Below are 20289 nucleotides of genomic sequence, written 5' to 3' on the forward strand. Positions count from 1 at the left end.
CAGACAGGAGCGCGTGCCGGGCCGCTCCCAAACAAGCTCGCACCGCAGCCTGAAAGGCGGAGGACCTCCGATGAACACCCCAGAATCCCGCCCGTCCGAGCCTCCGCTGAATGACGCCGGCCTGGACGTCTCGCGCATCCGCGCCATCACGCTCGACCTCGACGACACGCTCTGGCCGATCTGGCCCACCATCGCGCGCGCCGAAGGTGTTTTGCAGGCCTGGTTGGCCGAACACGCGCCCGCGACCGCCACGCTGTGCGGTGACAAAGCCGTGTTGCGCGAGGTGCGCAACCAGATGAACAGCGAGCGGCCGGAACTGGCCCACGACATGAGCGCGCTGCGACGCGAATCGATCCGCCGGGTGTTGCAGCGCGCGGGCGACGACCCGGCGCTGGCCGAGCCCGCTTTCGAAGCGTTCTTTGCCGAGCGCCAGCGCGTGGATCTGTTCGAGGACGCCTTGCCGGCGCTGAAGTTCCTCAGCAACCGTTTTCCTGTGGTGGCCCTGTCCAACGGCAACGCGGACGTGCACCGCGTTGGCATCGGCGCGCATTTTCGGGCGTCGATCGGCGCGCGAGAGTTTGGCGTCGGCAAGCCCGATCCGCGCATCTTCCACGCCGCGGCACAGGCCGCCGGCGTCGAGACCACGCAGGTGCTGCACATCGGCGACGACGCGCATCTGGATGGCGTGGGCGCCCTGAACGCCGGCATGCAGCTGGCGTGGGTGAATCGCGAAGGCCATGCCTGGGACCACGCGCCGCTGGCGCCCCACATCACCGTGCCCGAGCTGCTCGCCCTGTGCCGCGCGCTGGGCTGAACCACATCACCTTGTTTCCATGAGCCTCACGATCTACGGCATCCCCGCCTCGCGCGCCGTGCGCCCGCTCTGGGCCGCCACCGAGCTCGGTCTGGATTTCGTCCATGTGCCCACGCCCTACCAGGGCGGCGCCACGCGCAGCCCCGATTTCCTGGCACTCAACCCCAACGGCCACATCCCGGTGGTGGTGGATCAACGGCCGCCGGAGCAGGGTGGTGAAGTCGTGGTGTGGGAGAGCATGGCCTGCGCGCTCTACATTGCGCGTCACCACGGTCCGGCCGATGGCCAGAGCATCACGCCCGCCATCGTGCGCGAAGACGCCGAGGCGCTGCGCTGGAGCTTCTGGGCCGTGAACGAATGCGAAGCCGATGCGCTCACCGTGTTGATGCACCGCATGGTCATGCCCGCCGAACGGCGCAAGCCCGAACTGGCCGCCGCCGCCGAAAAACGCCTCGCCGTGGCGCTGCGCGTGATCGAGCGGCACCTGCAACAGCAGGACGGGCGCGGTGAAGCGCACCTGGCGGCGTCGCGTTTCACCGTGGCCGACCTGTGCGTGGCCAGCGTGCTGAACTGGGCCCGCGTGGCACGCACTCTCATGACGGATCACCCGCTCACGCACGACTGGATCGTGCGCTGCGTGGAGCGGCCCGCTCACCTGGCCGTCAAAGCCCTCGAAGCGGCGCGAAATGTCGAGTGAAGCACTCGGATATCATTATATGAAAAGACTCAGTATTTGCGTGCGGATTATATAAAAAAGTATATTAAATGGCTCAGTTCAATCCAACGCCCTGTTGGTTGAGCGGCTGGTCACCTCGTTTGCAGCAGCGTTCGTTTTCTTCAGGTTGTTGGGTGTAGATCGCATCCAGTGGCGCAGTGCGCCGGTGGACAACACCACCCGAATCTCGGAGAAAACCATGTCCCACACCCCCCATCTCTCCCTTGCCATGCTCACGGCTGCCCTGACGCTGAGCGCCTGCGGCAAGGTGGAAGAAGCCGCTCCCGCTGCCGCCGCATCGCCTGAAACCGCAGTCGCCCAGGCTTGTGGCAAGGTCACCGTGGCCAACATGAACTGGCAGTCCGCCGAGGTGCTGGCCCATATCGACAACATCATCCTGTCCAAGGGATACGGCTGCGAGGTCCAGCTGGTGCCGGGCGACACCATGCCCACGCTGACCGCCATGATGGAAAAGGGTCAGCCCGACGTGGCGCCCGAAGCCTGGATCAACGCCGTGCGCCAGCCGCTGGACGCTGCGGTCCAGGAAGGCAAGCTGCACTACGCTGCCGAGTCGCTGAAAGACGGCGGTGTCGAAGGCTGGTGGATTCCGAAATACCTGGCCGATGCCCACCCGGACATCAAGACCATCGACGACGCCCTGAAGCACCCCGAACTGTTTCCCTCGGTGGAGAACAAGGGCAAGGGCGTGGTGCACAACTGCCCCTCGGGCTGGAACTGCCAGCTCACCACGGTCAACGCCTTCAAGGCCTGGGACGCGGCCAAGCAAGGCTTTGTGCTGCTCGACACCGGTTCGGCCGCCGGCCTGGACGGCTCGCTCGCCAAGGCCTACGAGCGCAAGCAAGGCTGGCTGGGGTACTACTGGGCGCCCACGTCCATCCTGGGCAAGTACGAGATGGTCAAGCTCGATGCTGGTTACCCGCACGACAAGGAAGCCTTTGAAGCCTGCAACGCCAAGGCCGAGTGCGACAAACCGGTGAAGACCGACTGGGCGCGTGCCGAGGTGTTCACCGTGGTCACCGACCGTTTCCAGAAGGCGGGTGGCCCTGCCATTGATTACCTGAAGCAGCGCGCCTGGGGCAACGACACGGTCAACGCCCTGCTGGCCTGGATGAGCGACAACCAGGCCACGGGTGCTGACGGTGCAGCGCATTTCCTCAAGACCCAGCCCGAAGTCTGGAGCGGCTGGGTCTCGCCCGAAGTCGCCGAGAAGGTCAAGGCCGCGCTCTGACGCGCACGGTTCCATGGGCGCCGCGCCGTTTCGGCGTGGTGCCCGTTCGCGCGTCTGCCCGACCCATCGGGTTCGTGGCTGCTTTTGTGACCGAACCAAGGAGTGACACATGTCCTGGTTGAAAGAATTTCCCTCGCTCGGCTCCGAGCAACTCAGCGCCGTGCGCCGCGCGGTGGATGGCGCCTTTCGCAGCTTCACGCGCGAACACGGCGAAACCATGGAGCGCCTGTTTGATCCGCTGCGCGAGTTTCTGCTCGTCTCCGAACGCCTGCTCACCCAGTCGCCCTGGCCGCTGGTGGTCGGAGGCATCGCGCTGATCGCCTGGCTCGCATCGCGCTCCATGAAGATCGTGATCGGCACGGTGCTGACCCTGCTGGCCATCGGCTACTTCGGCATGTGGGACAACACCATGAAGACCATTTCGATGATCTTCGTCTGCACCGTGGTCGCGCTGGTCGTGGGCCTGCCGCTGGGCATCGCCATGAGCCGCTGGGACCGCCTGCAGAAAGTGGTCAACCCCACGCTGGATGTGATGCAGACCATGCCGAGCTTCGTCTACCTGATCCCGGTGGTGATGCTGCTGGGCATCGGCCGCGTGCCGGGCCTGATCGCGGTGGTGATCTACGCCATTCCGCCGGTGATCCGCTTCACCAACCTCGGTATCCGCCTGGTCGACAAGGACCTGCTGGAGGCCGCCGATGCGTTCGGCTCGTCCACCTGGCAGAAGATGCACCAGGTGCAGCTGCCGCTGGCGCTGCCGACCATCATGGCGGGCGTGAACCAGACCATCATGCTGTCGCTGGCCATGGTCGTGATCGCTTCGATGATCGGCGTGCAGGGCCTGGGTCAGCCGGTGCTCAAGGCGATCTCCAACCAGTATTTCACCATGGGGGTCTTCAACGGCCTGGCTATCGTGGGCATTGCCATCATTTTTGACCGCGTGTCGCAGGCCTACGGCAAGCGGCTGCAGAAACACCTGGAGGTGGTCCATGGTTGAGCACGCTGTGCCGCAAGCCGCGCCCGCCGGCATCTCGATCCGACACCTGTACAAGATCTTCGGTCCTGCGCCCGAGAAGTTCCTCGGGCCGGTGCGCGAAGGCATGAGCAAGCAGGAACTGCGCGACGTTCACGGCCATGTGCTGGGCCTGCGCGACATCAACATCGACATGCCCGCGGGTGGCATCCAGGTGGTGATGGGGCTCTCCGGCTCAGGCAAGAGCACGCTGATCCGCCACATCAACCGGCTCATCGACCCCACGGCCGGCGAGCTGCTGGTGCAGGTGAACGGCCAGCCGGTGGACGTGGTGAAGATGAACCAGCGCGAGCTGCTGCAGTTTCGCCGCCAGCAGACCGCGATGGTGTTCCAGAAGTTCGCGCTGTTCCCGCACTTCACCGTGCTGGAGAACGCCGAGTACGGCCTGCAGGTGCAGGGCGTGTCGCGCAAGAAGCGGCGCGACAACGCCATGCGCTGGGTCGAGCGCGTCGGCCTCAAGGGTTACGAAGACAACTACCCCAACCAGCTCTCGGGTGGCATGCAACAGCGTGTCGGCCTGGCGCGTGCGCTGAGCAACGACGCGCCGATCCTGCTGATGGACGAGGCGTTTTCGGCGCTCGATCCGCTGATCCGCAGCGACATGCAGAGTGTGCTGCTCGATCTGCAGCAGGAGATCGGCAAAACCATCGTCTTCATCACCCACGATCTGGACGAAGCGCTGCGCCTGGGCGACCGCATCGCCATCCTGCGCGATGGCGAGGTGGTGCAGCAGGGCACCGGCCAGCAGATCGTGCTCAAGCCAGCGGACGATTACATCGCCAGCTTCGTGCGCGACGTCAACCGCGGTCGCGTGATCCGCTGCCGCACGCTGTCACTGCCCGGGGCGCGGGTCGAAGGACCCGATGTGGATCCGAGCCTGGTGATTGAAGAGGCCGCGCGCCTGCTGAGCGCCGAGAACAAGGATGTGGCCAACGTGGTCAACAGCAAGGGCAGGCACCTGGGCACGATCAACATGGGCGACATCATTGGCGCCATTGTGCCGGCGAACCCGGAAGCCGTGCCCGATGCGGCCGCTGCGGAGGCGCGCTGACGGCTGCACCAGAGGCTCTGGACCCGGCATGAAAAAGGCGGACCCGGTGTCCGCCTTTTTTCTTGAACCCGGCAGTGTGTTCACCAGCCCCACAGCAGGCGCTTGGCGATCCAGCCGGTCTTCCCGTTGTCGCGTTCGACGCGCACCCAGTCCGAGCGCTTTTCGCGGGTGCGCAGCAGCTCTCCGTACTCGGCCTTGCCGACGATGCGGTGCTGGGTGCCCGGCCCCTGGCGCACGTTGGCGGTTCTTGCCTTGACGACGTGGTGGGGCGCACTGCCGGTGAGCGCGCGTGCGACCCAGCCGCGATCGTTCTCGAAATCACGCACCTGCAGCCAGCGGCCCTTGCGGCTGACCACCTGGAGCGGGTAACCTTTTTTCAGCTCCCACAGCACCTCGGTCTGGGTGCCCGGACCCGAGCGCATGTTCAGGACATTGCCTTTCACGCTGACCATGTTCTGGGCATGCACCGCGGGGGCTGACAGCAGTGCCAGCCCGGTGGCGAGTGCGGCGAGGGTGTTTCGAAAGTGATGGGTGCGAGTCATCCGCAGGGGCTCCTTCTCTTGGGGTTGGAAAAACAAGCAGGTGTGAGGGCCTCGGGCGCCACAGGTTCCCGAAAAAGTGCGAGTTGTTGATTGGGGGGTCATGGCCGCCAGGAAGCCTTCGTGTCCGCCATGGCTTGCCGGCACGCTTCCCGGTAGGCCTTGAGGGTCTGTTCGCAGCGCCCCAGAACGCTGTCTGCGGGGTAGTTGCCGGGTTCCCCGTCGGTGAGGCCCGAGGCCATGCCACACAGCAACTCCAGGCCTTCGCCGACATGGCTGGCGGTGAGGATGTGAAAACGGCCTTCGGCCACGGCATCCACCACGGCGCGGTCCAGCATCAGGTGGCGCAGGTTGCGTCGCGGCAGCAGCACCCCTTGCGTGCCGTCCAGTCCCGCCGCGTCGCAGACGCGGAACCAGCCCTCGATTTTTTCGTTCACGCCGCCCACGGGCAGCACCTCACCGTGCTGGTTGAGTGCGCCGGTCACGGCGATGCCCTGGCGCAGCGGCACACCGGAGAGCGACGAAAGCACCGCGAACAGCTCGGCACACGAAGCCGAGTCGCCCTCGACGCCGTGGTATTCCTGCTCGAACACGATGGAAGCGTTCAGCGCCAGGGGCGTCAGATGGGTGAACAACGCCGTCAGGTAGCTGTGCAGGATCAGCACGCCCTTGTCGTGGATGGGGCCCGACATCTCGACCTCGCGCTCGATGTTGAGCAGGCCGCGCGTGCCCGCGTGGCTGTGCGCCGTCACACGCACCGGCAGGCCGAAGCGCCAGTCGCCCAGGTCGATCTGGGTCAGGCCGTTGATCTGGCCGACGCGTTCGCCCTGCAGGGAAATCAGCCGCTCGCCGTCAGCGATGGATTCGCGCAGGCGCTGCTCCGGGTAGTCGTGGCGCTGGCGCCGGGCGTTCAGGGCAGCGTCCACGTCCGGTGCGTCCACCAGGGCGGCACCCCGCGCGCGGCACAGCGCGGCGCTCTCGGCCACCAGCGCCTCGGTGCGCGCGAAGATGGCGCTCTGTCGGGCCTGGTCGTCCACCTCGCGGTGCGAGTCTTCCAGCAGCCGCGCCACGGCCGCAGCCGAAAAATGGGGCAGGCCGAGCTTGCGGCAGGTGTGCGCCACATACTGCGCGCTGGCGGCGCGGGTGTCGTCGCTGGCGGGGAAGCTCTCGGCGAAGTCCACCTTGACGCGGAAATGGCGCGAGAACTCGGGGTCGCCTTCCTGCAGCGCGTAGTACTCTTCCACCGAACCGATCAGCACGATCTTCACCTCCACGTCCACCGCCTCGGGCAGCAGCGACACGGCGGCCATCGGCATGTGCGAACTGCCGGGTTCTTCGATCTGCACCCGGCCCGAGCGCAGGAAGCGGCGCAGCTTTTCCCACACCAGTTCCTCGGACAGCAGGTCGCGCAGGTGCAGCAGCAGAAAGCCGCCGTGGGCCCGGATCAGGCTGCCGGCCCGCACGCGCGAGAAGTCCGTCAGCATCACGTCTTCTTCGGCCTGGTACTCGATGCGGCCGAAGAGGATGTGAAACACCGGGTTGTCTTCCACGATCACCGGCGCACCCGTGCGCCCGGCGTTGTCCACCACCAGGTTCACCCGGTAGCCCAGCAGCAGCTGGGCCAGCGCTTCCTGGCGCACCTCGTCGTCGCTGTCCTGCGCGATGAAGAGTTCGATGTGCTCCAGCACGTCGTGCTGCACCTGGTCGAGGTAGCTGCCGAGCTTGACCGAGTCCTTGATCTGCTTTTTCAGGCTGACCCGGATCTCCTGCATCTCGTGGTCCAGCCAGGGCTTGATCACCTGGCGGCGCAGCGCCGCGAGGGCCTCGCTCATCACGCGTTCCATGGGCCGGGTCTTGTCGAGGAAGCGCGCGATCTCCTTGCGCAGCGCCTCTTCGGCCTTGTCGATCTCGGCACGCCGTTCCTTGGACAGGGCGCGGGCTTCGTTTTCGGTCAGCGCGCTGCCTTTGTCTCCCATGAGCGTGAACACCAGGTGGCCGGATTCGCGGAACAGGTTGAAGCCCAGGGACTCGGCAAACGCATCCAGTTCGGCATAGGCCTTGGACTCCTCGACCTGGTACGCGGCCTTGATGCGTTCGCTCTCGGACTTGTAGTCTTCGCTGCCCAGACGCTGGGGAATCTCGGTCTGCAGCCCGCGCGAGAACCGGGTCATGAGCTGCCGCAGTTCGCGGCCCTGGCCGGCGGGCATGCGCAGGGCGCGCGGTCGTTCGGGGGTGTCGAAGTTGTGCAGGTAACACAGGTCGGGCGGCACCGGGCGCCCTGCGGCCACGGCCTGGGTCAGCTGGCGCAGCAGCGAGGCGCGGCCGCTGCCCACTTCACCCAGCACGAACAGGTTGTAGTCGGCCTGGTCCATCGCCAGACCGAAGCGCGCAGCGTTCTGGGCGCGTTCCTGGCCGATCCAGGGCAGGGCACTCGTTTGCAGTTCGGCCGTGTTGGCAAAACCGAGCGTGGCCGGATCAATGGTCAGGCGCAGTTGCTCGGGCTTCAGGGGCATGTCGGTCATGGGGCGTCTCGTGTGTGGTGACGCCTCATGATGCTCGGAACGCCCGGCGCTCCGCAAGCCCCGACGTCAAACCGCCAGGCCGGCGGCGAGCCCGCTGCGCACCGCGCCTTCCAGCGTGGCCGGGTAGGGGCCGTCCACGTAGTCGCCCGCGGCCCACAGGCCCGGTGCGATGGCCGCAGCCGGCCGCTGCAGGCCGGGCGTGCAGGCGAAAGTGGCGCGCTTTTCCACCACCGTCTGGATCGCCTGCAGGTTGTTCAAACCCAGCTGGTCCGCGGCTTGCTGCAACACGGCCGCCTGCAGCGCGTCGCGCTCACCCTCGCTGGCGCTCACCACGAAGGCGAGAACGCCTTGTGTGGTCGCATCGTGCGGGTTGATCCGGCCGCGGTCGAACACGAACTGCGCCGGGGCCCGCCGTGCATCGGGATCGGCCGGCAGCGCCAGCATGGGCGCGGCCAGCCGTGCGCCGGGTGCCCAGGCATAGACAGTGGTGATGGCGGTGAATCGCAGCGCCTCGGCGTCGCGGGACCAGGCACCGAGCCGGCTGGCGGTGCCGGTGGTTCCCGCGTCGCCGGCATGCGAGGCGGCATGTGCCATGGCCTGTGCGGCCGTTCCCGCAGCCGTGGCCCAGATCACGCGGTCGAAGCTGTCGTTGCTTTCAAGGGTGTGCAGCTGCCACGCTTTGCCCTGTGGACGCAGGCCCAGCACGCGCTCGCCGGTGCGCAGGCGTGCGGTGCCCGGGTGGTGGGTCCGCAACCATTGCGCCGCCGCCTCGGGCATCAGCGCCGAGAGGTCGGTGCGCGGCAGCAGCAGGTTGGACGCACGCAGCCCCGCATGGCCCGCGCCAAACAGCGCATCGCGCATCACGTTCAGGAACACCTGGGCGCTGGCCTGCGCGCCGGGCAGGTTCAGCGCCGACACGCAGAGCGGCTCGATCAGCCCGTCCATCACGCGCGCCGGCAGGCGGGCGCAGAGCACGGCCACGGTCATCGAAGGCGTGCAGGCAAACCCGGACCGCTGCCAGCCCAGCGAAGCCCGGACCAGCGCCAGGCGCTCGCCCCAGGACCAGCCGCGCGCGCGGGCGATCGCCGCCAGCGCATCGAAGGGAGCCGGCCAGCGCGCCGCCCAGGCGGGCATCTGCAGGCCGCTGCCGTCCGGGTAGGGCAGGGCCAGCGGCAGGCTGAGCAGGGCCTGGTCCAGGTCCATGCCCACCCGTTGCATGAGTGCCAGCGACTGGCTGTAGGCACCGATCAGGATGTGCTGCCCGTTGTCGAGCGTGAGCGGCAAACCATCGGGCCGCAAGGCGGGCAGCGCGCGGGCACGGCCACCCAGGGCGCGGGTGGCTTCGAACACGGTCACGTCGGCGCCCGCATCGGCCGCCGCCACGGCCGCGGCCATGCCGGCCCAGCCTGCGCCGACGACAGCCAGCCGGGTGTTCAAAGGCGACCCAAGGCTTGCACCTTCCAGGCCAGCCAGAACTTGCGCAGCGGCGTCAGGCTCACGCGCCGGGTCAGCACCAGCAGCGGGTCGGCGGCGATTTCCTGCAGCAGCGTGCGGTAGATGCTGGCCATCATCAGGCCGGGTTTCTGCGCCCGGCGGTCGGCTTCGGGCAACAGGGCCAGGGCTTCGTCGTAGGTCTTGAGGGCGCGCTCGCACTGGAACTTCATCAAGGCCTGAAAGCGGCGCTGGAAATCGGCAACGTCCATGCCCGGCGCGGCGCCGCGTTTGAGCAGCTCGTGCGCCTTCACGTCGAAACGCTGCAGCTCGTTCACCGGCAGGTAGATGCGGCCACGCGCCGCGTCTTCGCCGACGTCGCGGATGATGTTGGTGAGCTGGAACGCCAGGCCCAGCTGGTGGGCGTAGGTGGTGGTCTGCGCCTGGGTCTGGCCGAAGATGCGGGCCGCCACTTCACCCACCACACCGGCCACCAGGTGGCAGTACTGCTGCAGGTTGGCGAAGTCGAGGTAGCGGTTCTGGTCCAGGTCCATCTGGCAGCCGTCGATCACGGCCAGCAGGTGCCGTGCTTCGATACCGTAGGTGGCGGTGTGCGGCATCAGCGCCTGCATCACCGGGTGGTTCTTCTCGCCGGCAAAGGCCTGCGCCACCTCGCTTCGCCACCAGGCCAGCTTGGTCTGCGCCACGCCGGGGTCGCTGACTTCGTCGACCACGTCGTCCACCTCGCGGCAGAAAGCGTAAAACGCCGTGATGGCGGTGCGGCGCTCGGGCGGGAGGAAGAGAAAGGCGTAATAAAAGCTGCTGCCCGAAGCGGCGGCTTTTTGCTGGACGTAGTCTTGGGGATTCATGGGCTCAGGCGGGGTTGACTGAGTGTAATCAGCCCCGCGAGCGGGGCCTGGCGGGCTGGGGGTCCGTGCTCAGTCCGCCGCGGGCCGCTGCCAGTGCCACCAACGGCGTGCCGGGCGGGCGGTTTTCGGGCGCATGAAAACGAGATACAGCAGCGGCACCACGAACAGGGTGAGCACGGTCGAGAACGCCAGGCCCCAGACGATGCTCGCCGCCACCGGGCCCCAGAGCAGGCTCTGGCCGCCGATGCCGAAGGCGAGCGAGAACAGGCCGCCAATGGTGGTGGTGGTGGTGATCAGGATCGGCACCACGCGCCGGCGGCTCGCCTGGATGATGGCGTGGATGGTGCTCATGCCACGCTGCAGGCGGTCGTTGGCGGCGTCGATCAGCACGATGGCCGAGTTCACCGCGATGCCGGTGAGCGCGATCACGCCGTAGAGCGTGTAGAGCGAGAGCGGGTTGTTCGAGATCGCCAGGCCAAACGCCACGCCGGTGAAGGCCAGCGGCACGGTCACCAGGATCATCAGCGGCTGCCAGTAGCTCTTGAACTGCGCCGCCAGGATCAGGTAGATCAGGCCCACGCCGAGCAGGAACAGCACCTGCATAGCGTCCAGGCTCTCTTCGATGTCTTCGAGCTCGCCCGAGAAGTCGAGGTCGATGCCGGGGTGCTGCGCGCGGATCTGCTCCCACCCGGCCTTGACGATGTCGTTGGCCACCGTGGTGTCGGTGATTTCCTTGTCCAGGTTGGCCTCCACCGTGGTGGTGCGGCGCATGTTGTAGTGGCGGATGAAGCCGCGGCCCGGCGTGGCCTCGGACTGCACCAGCGCACCGAGGCGCGTGGTCTGCCCGTTCGGCAGGGCAATGGGTTCGTCGAGCAGGCTGGCCGGATCGGTGCGCAGGTTGTCGGCGCCGCGCAGGGCCTGGTCTGAGCGCACGCGCAGCTCGATCTTGTCGCCGCCGTCTCGGGTGAACGCCACCACTTCGCCATCCACATTCAGGCGCACCAGGCGCGCCACCTGGGCGGCGTTCAGGCCGGCGTCGCGCATGGCGTCGCGGTCCAGCGTGAGCTGCAGCTGGTTGCGCCCCGGCAGGTTGTCGTCCTGCACGTCCTTGGCGCCCGGGATGGTGGCCACGATGCTCTTGAGGGCATCGGCCGCGCGCTGGATCTGGTCGAAGTCGTCGCCGCGCACCTTGACGCTGATGGCCTTGCCCGCCGGCGGTCCGCCGGAAAGCACGGTGAAACTCTTGCGCCCCGGGCCGGGCAGGGTCTCGATGGTCTGGCGCATGTCCTCGACCACGGTGGTGACTTCGCGGGCGCTGTCGGTGCGCGGGTTGAGCGAGACGAACACCTGGCCATAGAGATCGCCATAGACCGGCTCGGTCTCGGTGAACTTGAGCCCGGCGGTGGATGTGACCGCACGCGCTTCACCCTCCAGGCCCACGCCGCGCAACTGTTCGCGCACCACGGCTTCCACGCGCTGGGTTTCGAGCAGCGTGTCTTCGAGTGATGCGGTCGGTGGCATGTCCACGTTCACATAAAACGCGCGGATCGGGTCGAAGGCAAAAAACTGCACCCGGATGATCCCGGTGGTCAGCAGGGCCACGGCGGCCATCACCGCGGCAAGACCCAGCAACGCAAAACGTTTGGGTCGGCGCAGCGCATAACCCAGCCACTGGCCGTAGCGCAGGCGGATGCCGCGGTTGAAGCGTTCGCGCCAGGCTTGCACGCGTGAAGGGCGGTCAAAGCGCACGCCGATGGCGCTCACGTGCACCGGCATCATCCAGAACGCCTCGATCAGCGAGATCGCCAGCGCCAGCGTGACCACGAACGGGATCACGAACATGAACTTGCCCATGATGCCGGGCAGCAGCATCAGCGGCAGGAAGGCCGCCATGGTGGTGGCCACCGAGGCGACCACCGGCTTCCACACTTCGGCGATGGCGTCCAGACTGGCCGCGAGGGCCTCCTGACCGCGTTGCATGCGGTAGTAGATGGACTCGACCACCACCACCGCGTCGTCCACCAGCATGCCCAGGGCGATCACCACACCCAGCAGCACCGAGACGTTGACCGTGTGGTCCAGGGTGCCCAGCACGGCGAAGGTACCGAGCAGCGAAAACGGGATGCCCATCGTCACCAGCAGGCCGATGCGCCAGCCCAGGAAAACCCAGCACACCGCCAGCACCATGAACATGCCGACCAGGGCGTTGGTTTCCATCACGCCGATGGCGTCGCGCGTGGGCACGGTCTGGTCGTCGGTGAGTACCAGTTCCAGGCCGCTGGCGCCGAGCACGCTGTTCTGGCTGTCGATGTAGGTCTTGAGCCGGTCCACGAGTTCCAGGGTGTTGGTGCCGGACTTCTTGGTCACGGCCAGCGAGATGGCGCTCTGGCCTTCGGTGGCGGCGTATTGCGCGGCGGGTGCACGGGCGCGCTCGATGCGGGCCACATCGCCGAGCCGGGCCGATGCGCCGGGTCGGCTGGCCGAGGTGACGGGCAGGTTCTCCAGGGACTGCGGATCGGTCAGCACCCCCTTCACGCTGATGGACCAGGCGCCTCCCTGGGTCTTGAGCGTGCCGCCGCTGGTGTCGCGCCACCAGGCGGCCACCGAGTCGGCCACGTCGGAAGCGAGCAGGCCGCGCGCCACCAGCGCCTGGGCGTTCGGGCTGACGAGGATCTCCGGGTCGCGCAGGCCGGAGGCATAGACCTGGTCCACACCGGCCTGGCGTTCCAGGTCGGCCTTGATGCGGCGCGCGTTCAGGCGCAGCACCTCGTCGTCGGCCTGGCCCTTGAGCATCAGCGCGGCGGTGGGAAAGCCGTTGCTGGTGGTGATCTCCAGGATCATCGGGTCCTTGGCTTCGAGCGGCAGTTCGCTCGATGCCTTGTTCTGGATTTCGCGCCGCAGGTCGGCCATGCGCTTGTCGAAAGTGCGCTCGTTGATCTCGCGAAAGCGCACCAGCATGCTGGCGATGTTTTCGCGCGAGCTGGAAATGACGAAACGCACGTCGGCCACGCCCTTGATCGCGTCTTCCAGCGGGTTGGTGACCAGGCGCTCGACCTCTTCGGCGCTGGCGCCGGGCAGCACGGCGGTGACGCTGACCCAGTTGAAGTTGATCTCGGGGTCCTGCTCGCGCGGCATGGTGTTGTAGCTGACCAGCCCGAGCAGCATCACCACCACGAAGGCGATGTTGGCCAGCGGGTGGTTGGTGAGGAGGGCGCGCATGAATTTCATGGGGCGACCCGCTTCAGTTCGTCGCTCGGCCGGCGGCCGGCCTGGCATCGATGGCCGCGCCCTGCTGCAGGGCGGTCTGGCCGTTCACCACCACCACCGTCTCGGCGCCCAGCGCCGCGGGCAGGGCGGATGAGCGGCCTTCCTGGGCGCCGGGAATGGCGACGAAGCGGGCCGTGGCCTGCGCGCCGCTGCCTTGTTGCACGAACACGCCCAGCGTGCCGTTGCGGCGCACCATCAGCGCGGGCGGCAGGTGGGGCCGCGATTCGCGCCAGCGCAGCGTGCCGCTGGTGCCCGCGGGCGGTGTTGAGTGTGAGGCGGCTGGCGCAAAAGCGAGGCGCGCGGTCTGGGTGCGGGCCGGGGCGCTGAGCGTGCTGCCCACGCGCAGCAATTTGACCGGCAGTTGCTCCCCGGCGGCGTCGAAGCGCAACTCGCTGCCGGCGCGCAGGCCGGGCACGTCGGCCGGGCTGAGCGTGGCCTGGAGCTCGGCGGCACCCGATTCGCTGAGCACATAGAGCACGCTGCCGGGCGCCACCGATTCACCGGTCTGCGCCAGGCGCTCTTTGACGCTGCCGGCAAACGGCGCGCGCAGCGTGGTCTTGGCCAACTGGCGCCGGGCGGTGGCGAGCTGGGCGCGGCTGGTGCTGAGCTCGGTCTGGACAAGCGTCACCTCGGTCTCGCGCTGGGCCAGCGCTTCCTGCGAGAAGAAGCCCTGGGCCACCAGATCGCGCGAGCGCTGCAACTGCGCCTGGGCGAGCTTCAGGCGCGCCTGGCTGGCGTCGAGCGCCGCTTGCGCGCGCTGCACGGCGAGCTCGGCATCGCGTGGGTCGATCTGCGCCAGCACCTGGCCGCGCGCGACCTGGGCACCGACATCGGCGGTCCAGCGCAGCAACGTGCCCGAGACCTCGGCCGAGAGTTTTGACTCGTTGCGCGCGATCACGCTGGCGGGTGCTTCGCGCTCGGGCTGGATCCAGACCGTGTCCAGCCGGGCCACGCCCACGCTGGTGCGGGCCGGTGCCGCGGCGGCTTGCGCGGCCGCCTCGGGCGTCTGCTGCGTCCAGCCGGGCAGAGACAGTCCGCAGCAGAGGAGGGCAGCGCCCAGGGTCGGCAGGTGAAAGTGTCGCATGGCGGATTCCTGATAGGGCGAGCGGGGGTTCGGGTTCATGTCGGGGCCGTGTGGTTGTCGGTTCAGCGCATGCACAGGGCGCGCCAGAGCAGCCGTGGCATGTCCAGGGCGCCCACCCGGGGGCGTTGTTGCCAGCTGCGGTGCTGCAACGCAGCGATTTTGTCGAGGATGAGCAGGCCACCCTGAATCACCAGCCGCAGCTCCCAGCCGGCGCGCCCGGGGATGCGCCGGACGAGTGGTGCACCTTGTTGCATGAGGGCGCGCGCCTGGGCGCACAGCACGGCCACCGCCTGGGCCATGCGCACCTGGGTGGCGGCATCGGGGTTGGCATCCGCATGGAAGGCTTCGCGCGGCAGGCCGTGGCGCCGCAGCAGCTCGGTGGGCAGGTAGTGGCGCTGACGCGGCAGGTCCACGCTGATGTCCTGCCAGAAATTGATGAGTTGCAGCGCGCTGCAGATCTGGTCGCTCTGCGCCAGCGAGGCTGGGTCGTGCACGCCATACAGGTGCAGCAGCAGGCGGCCCACCGGGTTGGCCGACAGGCGGCAGTAGTCCAGCAGCTCGGCGGTGTCGGCGTAGTGGTGGCCGCTGGCAGTGTGGCGCACGTCCTGTTCGAACGCGCTGATCAGGTCGTGCAGCAGCGGGGCGGGCAGGCCGTGTTGTTGCACGGCCTGGCGCAGTGGCGCAAAAATGCCGCTCCAGCGGCTGCTGATGGGCGCCCCGGCCATGAGGCTGTCCTGCAGCGCCTGCCGGTAGGCGGCGAGCTCGGCCAGGCGCACCGCTGCATCGGCGTCGCCTTCATCGGCGATGTCGTCGGCCGTGCGGGCGAAGTGGTAGATGGCCATCACCGCGGGGCGCAGGGCGGGTGGGCACAGCAGCGAGGCGACCGGAAAGTTCTCGTAATGACCGACGCCGGCAGACAGCGGCGCAGCGCCCGGGGTGGGCGCGGCGGTGGTTTCGGCGGTCGGTGTCGGACGGGTCATGGGCTGGGAGACGACGGCTTTTCGGGGTGGGGTGTCAGGCTTGCCGGTGCCTGACGACATCAAAGGGCTGCATTGTGCAGAGTGCTGGCTGCTGCGGGCGCACCAGCGTCCGTCGATTGCACTACAATTTTGATTACTAACCAGTCAGTCATTAATTCTGGCACAACCGACGGGCCACGGAAATGCCGCATTTTTGGCGCATTTCCACGTCCGATTTCACCGGAACTTTGCAACGCCATGAAAACACCGCATTTTGTCTTTGCCGTGACCGCTGCGCTGGCCCTGGCCGCCTGCTCGCGGCCGGAAGCTCCCCAGGAGCCGATCCGTTCGGTCAAGCTGATCACCGTGTCGGCCTCGACCGTGGGGGCGCAGAACGAATACGCCGGCGAGGTGCGCGCCCGGGTCGAGTCGCGGCTGGGTTTCCGGGTCGGGGGCAAGCTGCTGCAGCGCCCGGCCGAGGTGGGTCAGCGGGTGAAAGCGGGGCAGTTGCTGGCGCAACTGGATGCGAACGATCTGGCCCTGGCCAGCCAGGCCGCTCAGGCGCAGGTGAGCGCGGCGCAGACCCAGCGCAATCTGGCCGCGGCCGATCTGAAGCGTTTCACCGACCTGAAGGCCCAGGGCTTTGTGAGCGGCGCTGAAATCGAGCGCCGCCAGGCCACGCTGCAGGCCGCCGAAGCCGCTCTGCGCCAGGCTCAGGCCCAGGGCGCCGTGCAGGGCAACCAGGCGGCCTACACCCGCTTGCTGGCCGATGCGGCCGGTGTGGTGCTGTCGGTGGACGCCGAGGTGGGTCAGGTGGTGGCTGCGGGCACGCCGGTGGTGCGCGTCGCGCGCGATGGTGCCCGCGATGTGGTGTTTGCCGTGCCGGAAGACCGGCTGGCGCAGTTGCGCGTGGGCCAGTCGGCGCAGGTGCGCCTGTGGGCGGCGGCCACGGGTGCGCCCGGCAACGGGGCCCCGCTCGGTGGCGTGGTGCGTGAGGTGGCGGCGAGCGCCGACACGGCCACGCGCACCTACCAGGTCAAGCTGTCGCTGCCGGACGGGGCGGCGGTGCCCCTGGGCGCGACCGCCTATGTGACGCTGCCGGAGCAGGAGGGCGCCGTGCCCGCGCTGATCCAGCTGCCCACCAGCGCGCTCATGGCCTCCGCCTCGGGTGGGCCCAACGGCAGCGCGGTCTGGGTGTTCGATGCGGCGAGCCAGAAGGTGCAGCCGCGCCCGGTGGTGGTGGCGGGGGCCAATGGCAACCTGATCGTGATCGCCGAGGGCTTGAAGCCGGGTGAAGAGGTGGTGGCCGCGGGCACGCATGTGCTCTCGCCGGGGCAGAAGGTGACGCGTTTCGCCGCCCCCGCCGCGCAGTGAGGACGGCATGAGCGCACACCATCCGAACACCACCGACGGGACCCGCTCCTGGGTCTCGCGTTTCAACCTCTCGCAGTGGGCGCTGGACCACCAGGCCTTCACCCGCTACCTGATGATCGTGCTGATGCTGCTGGGCGTGGCAGCTTACTTCCAGCTCGGTCAGGACGAAGACCCGCCATTCACCTTCCGCGCCATGGTGGTGCGGGCTTACTGGCCGGGCGCCACGGCGCAGCAGATGGCCGAACAGGTGAGTGACCGGATCGAGAAGACGTTGCAGGAGGTGCCTTACGCCGACAAGATCCGCAGCTATTCCAAGCCGGGTGAGTCGGTGGTGCTGTTCCAGGTCAGGGACTCGTCGCCGCCCGAGGAGATGCAGCAGGTCTGGTACACGACACGCAAGAAGATCGGCGACATGCGCAGCACCCTGCCGCAGGGCGTGGTCGGGCCGTTCTTCAACGACGAGTTCGGCGATGTCTTCGGCGTCATCTACGCGCTGCAGGGCGAGGGCTTTTCGCCCGCCGACAAGAAGCAGGTGGCCGACGACGTGCGCCAGCGCCTGCTGCGCGTGAAGGACGTGAACAAGGTCGAACTCTTTGGTGCGCAGGATCAGAAGCTCTATGTCGAGATCTCCCAGAAGCGCCTCGCGGTGCTGGGGCTGGACATGCCGCAGGTGCTGGCCGCGCTGGGCCAGCAGAACGCGGTCGAATCGGCGGGCGCGGTGCAGGCGCCTGCCGATGCGGTGCAGGTGCGCGTGGGCGGTGCGTTCAACTCGGTGGAGCAGCTGCGCGCCATGCCGATCCGCGCCGCCAACGGCACCCAGATGCGCCTGGGCGACATCGCCGACATCCGGCTGGGCTATGCGGACCCGGCGCAGGTGAAGGTGCGCCACAACGGGCTGGACAGCATCGCGCTGGGCATCTCCATGGCCAAGGGCGGCGACATCATCGCGCTGGGCAGGGCCCTGAAAGTGGCGGTGGCCGACATCGAAACCCGGCTGCCCGCGGGCATGGCCCTGGTGCAGGTGCAGGACCAGCCGACCGCGGTGGCGCGCTCGGTGAACGAATTTGTCAAGGTGCTGATCGAGGCGGTGCTGATCGTGCTCGCGGTCAGCTTCCTGGCGCTTGGCCTTCACAGGCGCGAGGGCGGTCGCGGCCTGCGCCGCTACGTGCTGGACATTCGGCCCGGCCTGGTGGTGTTCATCACCATCCCGCTGGTGCTGGCCATCACCTTCCTGGCCATGCAGTACTGGGGCATCGGCCTGCACAAGATCTCACTCGGCTCGCTCATCATCGCGCTGGGGCTGCTGGTGGACGACGCGATCATTGCGGTCGAGATGATGGTGCGCAAGCTCGAAGAGGGCTACACCATGATGAAGGCCGCGACCTTCACCTGGGACGCCACCGCCATGCCCATGCTCACCGGCACCCTGATCACGGCGGCCGGCTTCCTGCCCATCGGCATGGCGAATTCCACGGTGGGTGAATACACCTTCGCGATCTTCGCGGTCACGGTGATCGCGCTGGTGCTGTCGTGGATCGTGGCCGTGATGTTTGTGCCTTACCTGGGCGTGAAACTGCTCAAGGTCAAGCCCCATGTGGGCCCGGCGCACGAGGTGTTTGACGGCCCGTTTTATGTGCGCTTTCGTGGGCTCGTGGACTGGTGCGTGCAGCACCGCTGGATCACCATCGGCCTGACCATCGCGACCTTCGTGCTGGGCATGGTGGGCATGGGCCAGGTGCAGCAGCAGTTCTTCCCCGATTCGAGCCGGCCCGAGATCATGGTGGACATCTGGCTGCCCGAAGGCAGCAGCATCCAGGCCATGGACGAGGTCAGCCAGCGGCTGGAACAGCGGCTGTCGAAAGAGGCGGGTGTGCAGAGCGTGAGCACCTGGGTGGGCTCGGGCGTGCCGCGTTTCTACCTGCCGATAGACCAGATCTTTCCGCAGTCCAACGTGTCGCAACTGATCGTTCTGCCGCAGGATCTGGCCACGCGAGAGACGCTGCGCAGACAGCTGCCGGCCTTGTTGGCGACCGAGTTCCCCGAGGTGCGTGGGCGGGTGAAGCTGCTGGCCAACGGGCCACCGGTGCCGTACCCGGTGCAGTTCCGCGTGATCGGCCCTGATCCCGCGGTGCTGCGCGGATTGGCCGACGAGGTGAAGGACGCGGTGCGCCAGAATCAGAACATGCGCGGTGTGAACGACAACTGGAACGAGTCGGTCAAGGTGCTGCGTCTGGAGGTGGACCAGGCGAAAGCACGCGCGCTGGGCGTGAACAGCCAGTCCATCGCCCAGGCCTCGCGCACCATCCTCACGGGCAGCACGGTGGGCCAGTACCGCGACGGCGACAAGCTGATCGACATCGTGTTGCGCCAACCGCTGGATGAACGCGATGCCATCTCCAGCCTGGGTAACGGCTACCTGCCGACCGCCAGCGGCAAGAGCATCCCGCTGCTGCAGATCGCACAACCGGTGCTGGGCTGGGAGCCGGGCGTGATCTGGCGCGAAAACCGCGACTTCGCGATCACGGTGCAGGGCGACGTGGTGGAAGGCCTGCAGGGCGCCACCGTCACTGCGCAGCTGCAGCCGGCCTTGAAGCAGATCAGCGACAGCTGGGCCGGGCGCGGGCTGGCGGGCTACCAGGTGCAGGTGGCGGGCGCGGTGGAAGAGAGCAGCAAGGGTTCTTCGTCCATCGCGGCGGGCATTCCGATCATGCTGTTCCTCACCTTCACGCTGCTGATGCTGCAACTGCAGAGCTTCAGCCGCTCGCTGCTGGTGTTCCTGACCGGGCCGCTGGGCCTGGCGGGGGTGGCCGGCGCGCTGCTGCTGCTGAACCGGCCCTTCGGTTTCGTCGCGCTGCTCGGCGTGATTGCGCTCATGGGCATGATCCAGCGCAACTCGGTGATCCTGATCGACCAGATCGAGCAGGACCGCGCGCGCGGCGTGCCAGCGTGGGACGCGGTCGTGGAAGCGGCGGTGCGCCGCATGCGCCCCATCGTGCTGACCGCCGCGGCCGCCGTTCTGGCCATGATCCCGCTCTCGCGCAGCGTGTTCTGGGGCCCGATGGCGGTGGCCATCATGGGCGGCCTGATCGTGGCCACCGTGTTGACCCTGCTGGCCCTGCCGGCGATGTACGCGGCCTGGTTCCGGGTGAAACGGAAACCGGTCGCGGGCTGACGACGGCAGAACGCCACCCACCACCGCGCCCTGATGCTAGGAGCTTGCGCGGCAGAAGCGCACTGAGGTCGCGAAGGCTTGGTAAATTGTGGGCATGGCCGCAAGTTACCTCCCCTACGAACCCCAACAGCAGCGACTGCTGCCCGACGCACTGCAAGACTGGCTGCCCGAAGGGCACCTGGCGTACTTCATCAGTGACAGCGTCGACAG

General features: G+C 67.8%; 14 protein-coding genes. 7 read left to right on the forward strand and 7 right to left on the reverse strand.

The annotated features are described in order from the left end of the window. Positions 1 to 70: 70 nt before the first annotated feature. The 5 genes from AC0GNO_RS12840 to AC0GNO_RS12860 all read left to right on the forward strand — a co-directional run bounded on the left by AC0GNO_RS12840 (position 71) and on the right by AC0GNO_RS12860 (position 4862). Positions 71 to 814 carry an HAD family hydrolase gene (locus AC0GNO_RS12840; RefSeq protein ID WP_472904195.1) on the forward strand — a complete coding sequence of 248 codons (744 nt, stop codon included), beginning with the start codon at positions 71 to 73 and terminating at the stop codon, positions 812 to 814. A 19-nt stretch (positions 815 to 833) separates the two neighbouring features. Further along, a complete protein-coding gene (locus AC0GNO_RS12845; protein WP_472904196.1) occupies positions 834 to 1511 on the forward strand; it encodes a glutathione S-transferase family protein in 678 nt (225 codons plus the stop codon). Positions 1512 to 1728: 217 nt separating this feature from the next. Beyond that, complete coding sequence (locus AC0GNO_RS12850; protein ID WP_472904197.1) at positions 1729 to 2778, forward strand: ABC transporter substrate-binding protein; 1050 nt, start codon at positions 1729 to 1731, stop codon at positions 2776 to 2778. Positions 2779 to 2887: 109 nt separating this feature from the next. Beyond that, a complete protein-coding gene (locus tag AC0GNO_RS12855; RefSeq protein ID WP_472904198.1) occupies positions 2888 to 3775 on the forward strand; it encodes an ABC transporter permease in 888 nt (295 codons plus the stop codon). Further along, positions 3768 to 4862 (forward strand): quaternary amine ABC transporter ATP-binding protein, encoded by a 1095-nt coding sequence (locus AC0GNO_RS12860; RefSeq protein WP_472904199.1) that lies wholly within the window; start codon positions 3768 to 3770, stop codon positions 4860 to 4862. The genes AC0GNO_RS12855 and AC0GNO_RS12860 overlap by 8 nt, the downstream gene beginning before the upstream one ends. A gap of 80 nt (positions 4863 to 4942) precedes the next feature. On the opposite strand, the gene AC0GNO_RS12865 is transcribed toward AC0GNO_RS12860, so the two are convergent. From AC0GNO_RS12865 to hpnC, 7 genes are all read right to left on the reverse strand, one after another. Beyond that, the gene (locus tag AC0GNO_RS12865; RefSeq protein WP_472904200.1) at positions 4943 to 5404 is read right to left on the reverse strand and encodes an SH3 domain-containing protein; all 462 of its coding nucleotides are present in this window, start codon (positions 5402 to 5404) and stop codon (positions 4943 to 4945) included. Between the two features lie 98 nt (positions 5405 to 5502). Then, positions 5503 to 7923 (reverse strand): Lon protease family protein, encoded by a 2421-nt coding sequence (locus tag AC0GNO_RS12870; protein ID WP_472904201.1) that lies wholly within the window; start codon positions 7921 to 7923, stop codon positions 5503 to 5505. A gap of 66 nt (positions 7924 to 7989) precedes the next feature. After that, positions 7990 to 9360, reverse strand: coding sequence for a hydroxysqualene dehydroxylase HpnE (hpnE, locus tag AC0GNO_RS12875; RefSeq protein WP_472904202.1), 1371 nt, complete (start codon positions 9358 to 9360; stop codon positions 7990 to 7992). Next, positions 9357 to 10223: a presqualene diphosphate synthase HpnD gene (hpnD, locus tag AC0GNO_RS12880; RefSeq protein WP_472889443.1), complete on the reverse strand. Its 867-nt coding sequence runs from the start codon at positions 10221 to 10223 to the stop codon at positions 9357 to 9359. The genes hpnE and hpnD overlap by 4 nt, the downstream gene beginning before the upstream one ends. Before the next feature lie 69 nt (positions 10224 to 10292). Next, positions 10293 to 13451 (reverse strand): efflux RND transporter permease subunit, encoded by a 3159-nt coding sequence (locus tag AC0GNO_RS12885; RefSeq protein WP_472904203.1) that lies wholly within the window; start codon positions 13449 to 13451, stop codon positions 10293 to 10295. 13 nt (positions 13452 to 13464) lie between these two features. Next, positions 13465 to 14613, reverse strand: a complete 1149-nt coding sequence (locus AC0GNO_RS12890) for an efflux RND transporter periplasmic adaptor subunit (protein ID WP_472904204.1) — start codon at positions 14611 to 14613, stop codon at positions 13465 to 13467. A gap of 23 nt (positions 14614 to 14636) precedes the next feature. Beyond that, on the reverse strand, positions 14637 to 15554 hold the full coding sequence (gene hpnC / locus AC0GNO_RS12895; protein WP_472904205.1) for a squalene synthase HpnC: 918 nt from the start codon (positions 15552 to 15554) through the stop codon (positions 14637 to 14639). Positions 15555 to 15791: 237 nt separating this feature from the next. On the opposite strand from hpnC, the gene AC0GNO_RS12900 reads away from it, so the two are divergent. Beyond that, on the forward strand, positions 15792 to 16907 hold the full coding sequence (locus AC0GNO_RS12900) for an efflux RND transporter periplasmic adaptor subunit (RefSeq protein ID WP_472904206.1): 1116 nt from the start codon (positions 15792 to 15794) through the stop codon (positions 16905 to 16907). 7 nt (positions 16908 to 16914) lie between these two features. Continuing rightward, the gene (locus AC0GNO_RS12905) at positions 16915 to 20079 is read left to right on the forward strand and encodes an efflux RND transporter permease subunit (RefSeq protein ID WP_472904207.1); all 3165 of its coding nucleotides are present in this window, start codon (positions 16915 to 16917) and stop codon (positions 20077 to 20079) included. Positions 20080 to 20289 lie beyond the last annotated feature (210 nt).

The sequence above is a fragment of the Hydrogenophaga sp. L310 genome (assembly GCF_055703065.1).

What these genes read in the sequence shown, in the direction of transcription:
- AC0GNO_RS12840 (WP_472904195.1), top strand. Translation starts at nt 71, where the DNA reads ATGAACACCCCAGAATCCCGCCCGTCCGAGCCTCCGCTGAATGACGCC.
- AC0GNO_RS12845 (WP_472904196.1), top strand. Translation starts at nt 834, where the DNA reads ATGAGCCTCACGATCTACGGCATCCCCGCCTCGCGCGCCGTGCGCCCG.
- AC0GNO_RS12850 (WP_472904197.1), top strand. Translation starts at nt 1,729, where the DNA reads ATGTCCCACACCCCCCATCTCTCCCTTGCCATGCTCACGGCTGCCCTG.
- AC0GNO_RS12855 (WP_472904198.1), top strand. Translation starts at nt 2,888, where the DNA reads ATGTCCTGGTTGAAAGAATTTCCCTCGCTCGGCTCCGAGCAACTCAGC.
- AC0GNO_RS12860 (WP_472904199.1), top strand. Translation starts at nt 3,768, where the DNA reads ATGGTTGAGCACGCTGTGCCGCAAGCCGCGCCCGCCGGCATCTCGATC.
- AC0GNO_RS12865 (WP_472904200.1), bottom strand. Translation starts at nt 5,404, where the DNA reads ATGACTCGCACCCATCACTTTCGAAACACCCTCGCCGCACTCGCCACC.
- AC0GNO_RS12870 (WP_472904201.1), bottom strand. Translation starts at nt 7,923, where the DNA reads ATGACCGACATGCCCCTGAAGCCCGAGCAACTGCGCCTGACCATTGAT.
- hpnD (WP_472889443.1), bottom strand. Translation starts at nt 10,223, where the DNA reads ATGAATCCCCAAGACTACGTCCAGCAAAAAGCCGCCGCTTCGGGCAGC.
- AC0GNO_RS12885 (WP_472904203.1), bottom strand. Translation starts at nt 13,451, where the DNA reads ATGAAATTCATGCGCGCCCTCCTCACCAACCACCCGCTGGCCAACATC.
- AC0GNO_RS12890 (WP_472904204.1), bottom strand. Translation starts at nt 14,613, where the DNA reads ATGAACCCGAACCCCCGCTCGCCCTATCAGGAATCCGCCATGCGACAC.
- hpnC (WP_472904205.1), bottom strand. Translation starts at nt 15,554, where the DNA reads ATGACCCGTCCGACACCGACCGCCGAAACCACCGCCGCGCCCACCCCG.
- AC0GNO_RS12900 (WP_472904206.1), top strand. Translation starts at nt 15,792, where the DNA reads ATGAAAACACCGCATTTTGTCTTTGCCGTGACCGCTGCGCTGGCCCTG.
- AC0GNO_RS12905 (WP_472904207.1), top strand. Translation starts at nt 16,915, where the DNA reads ATGAGCGCACACCATCCGAACACCACCGACGGGACCCGCTCCTGGGTC.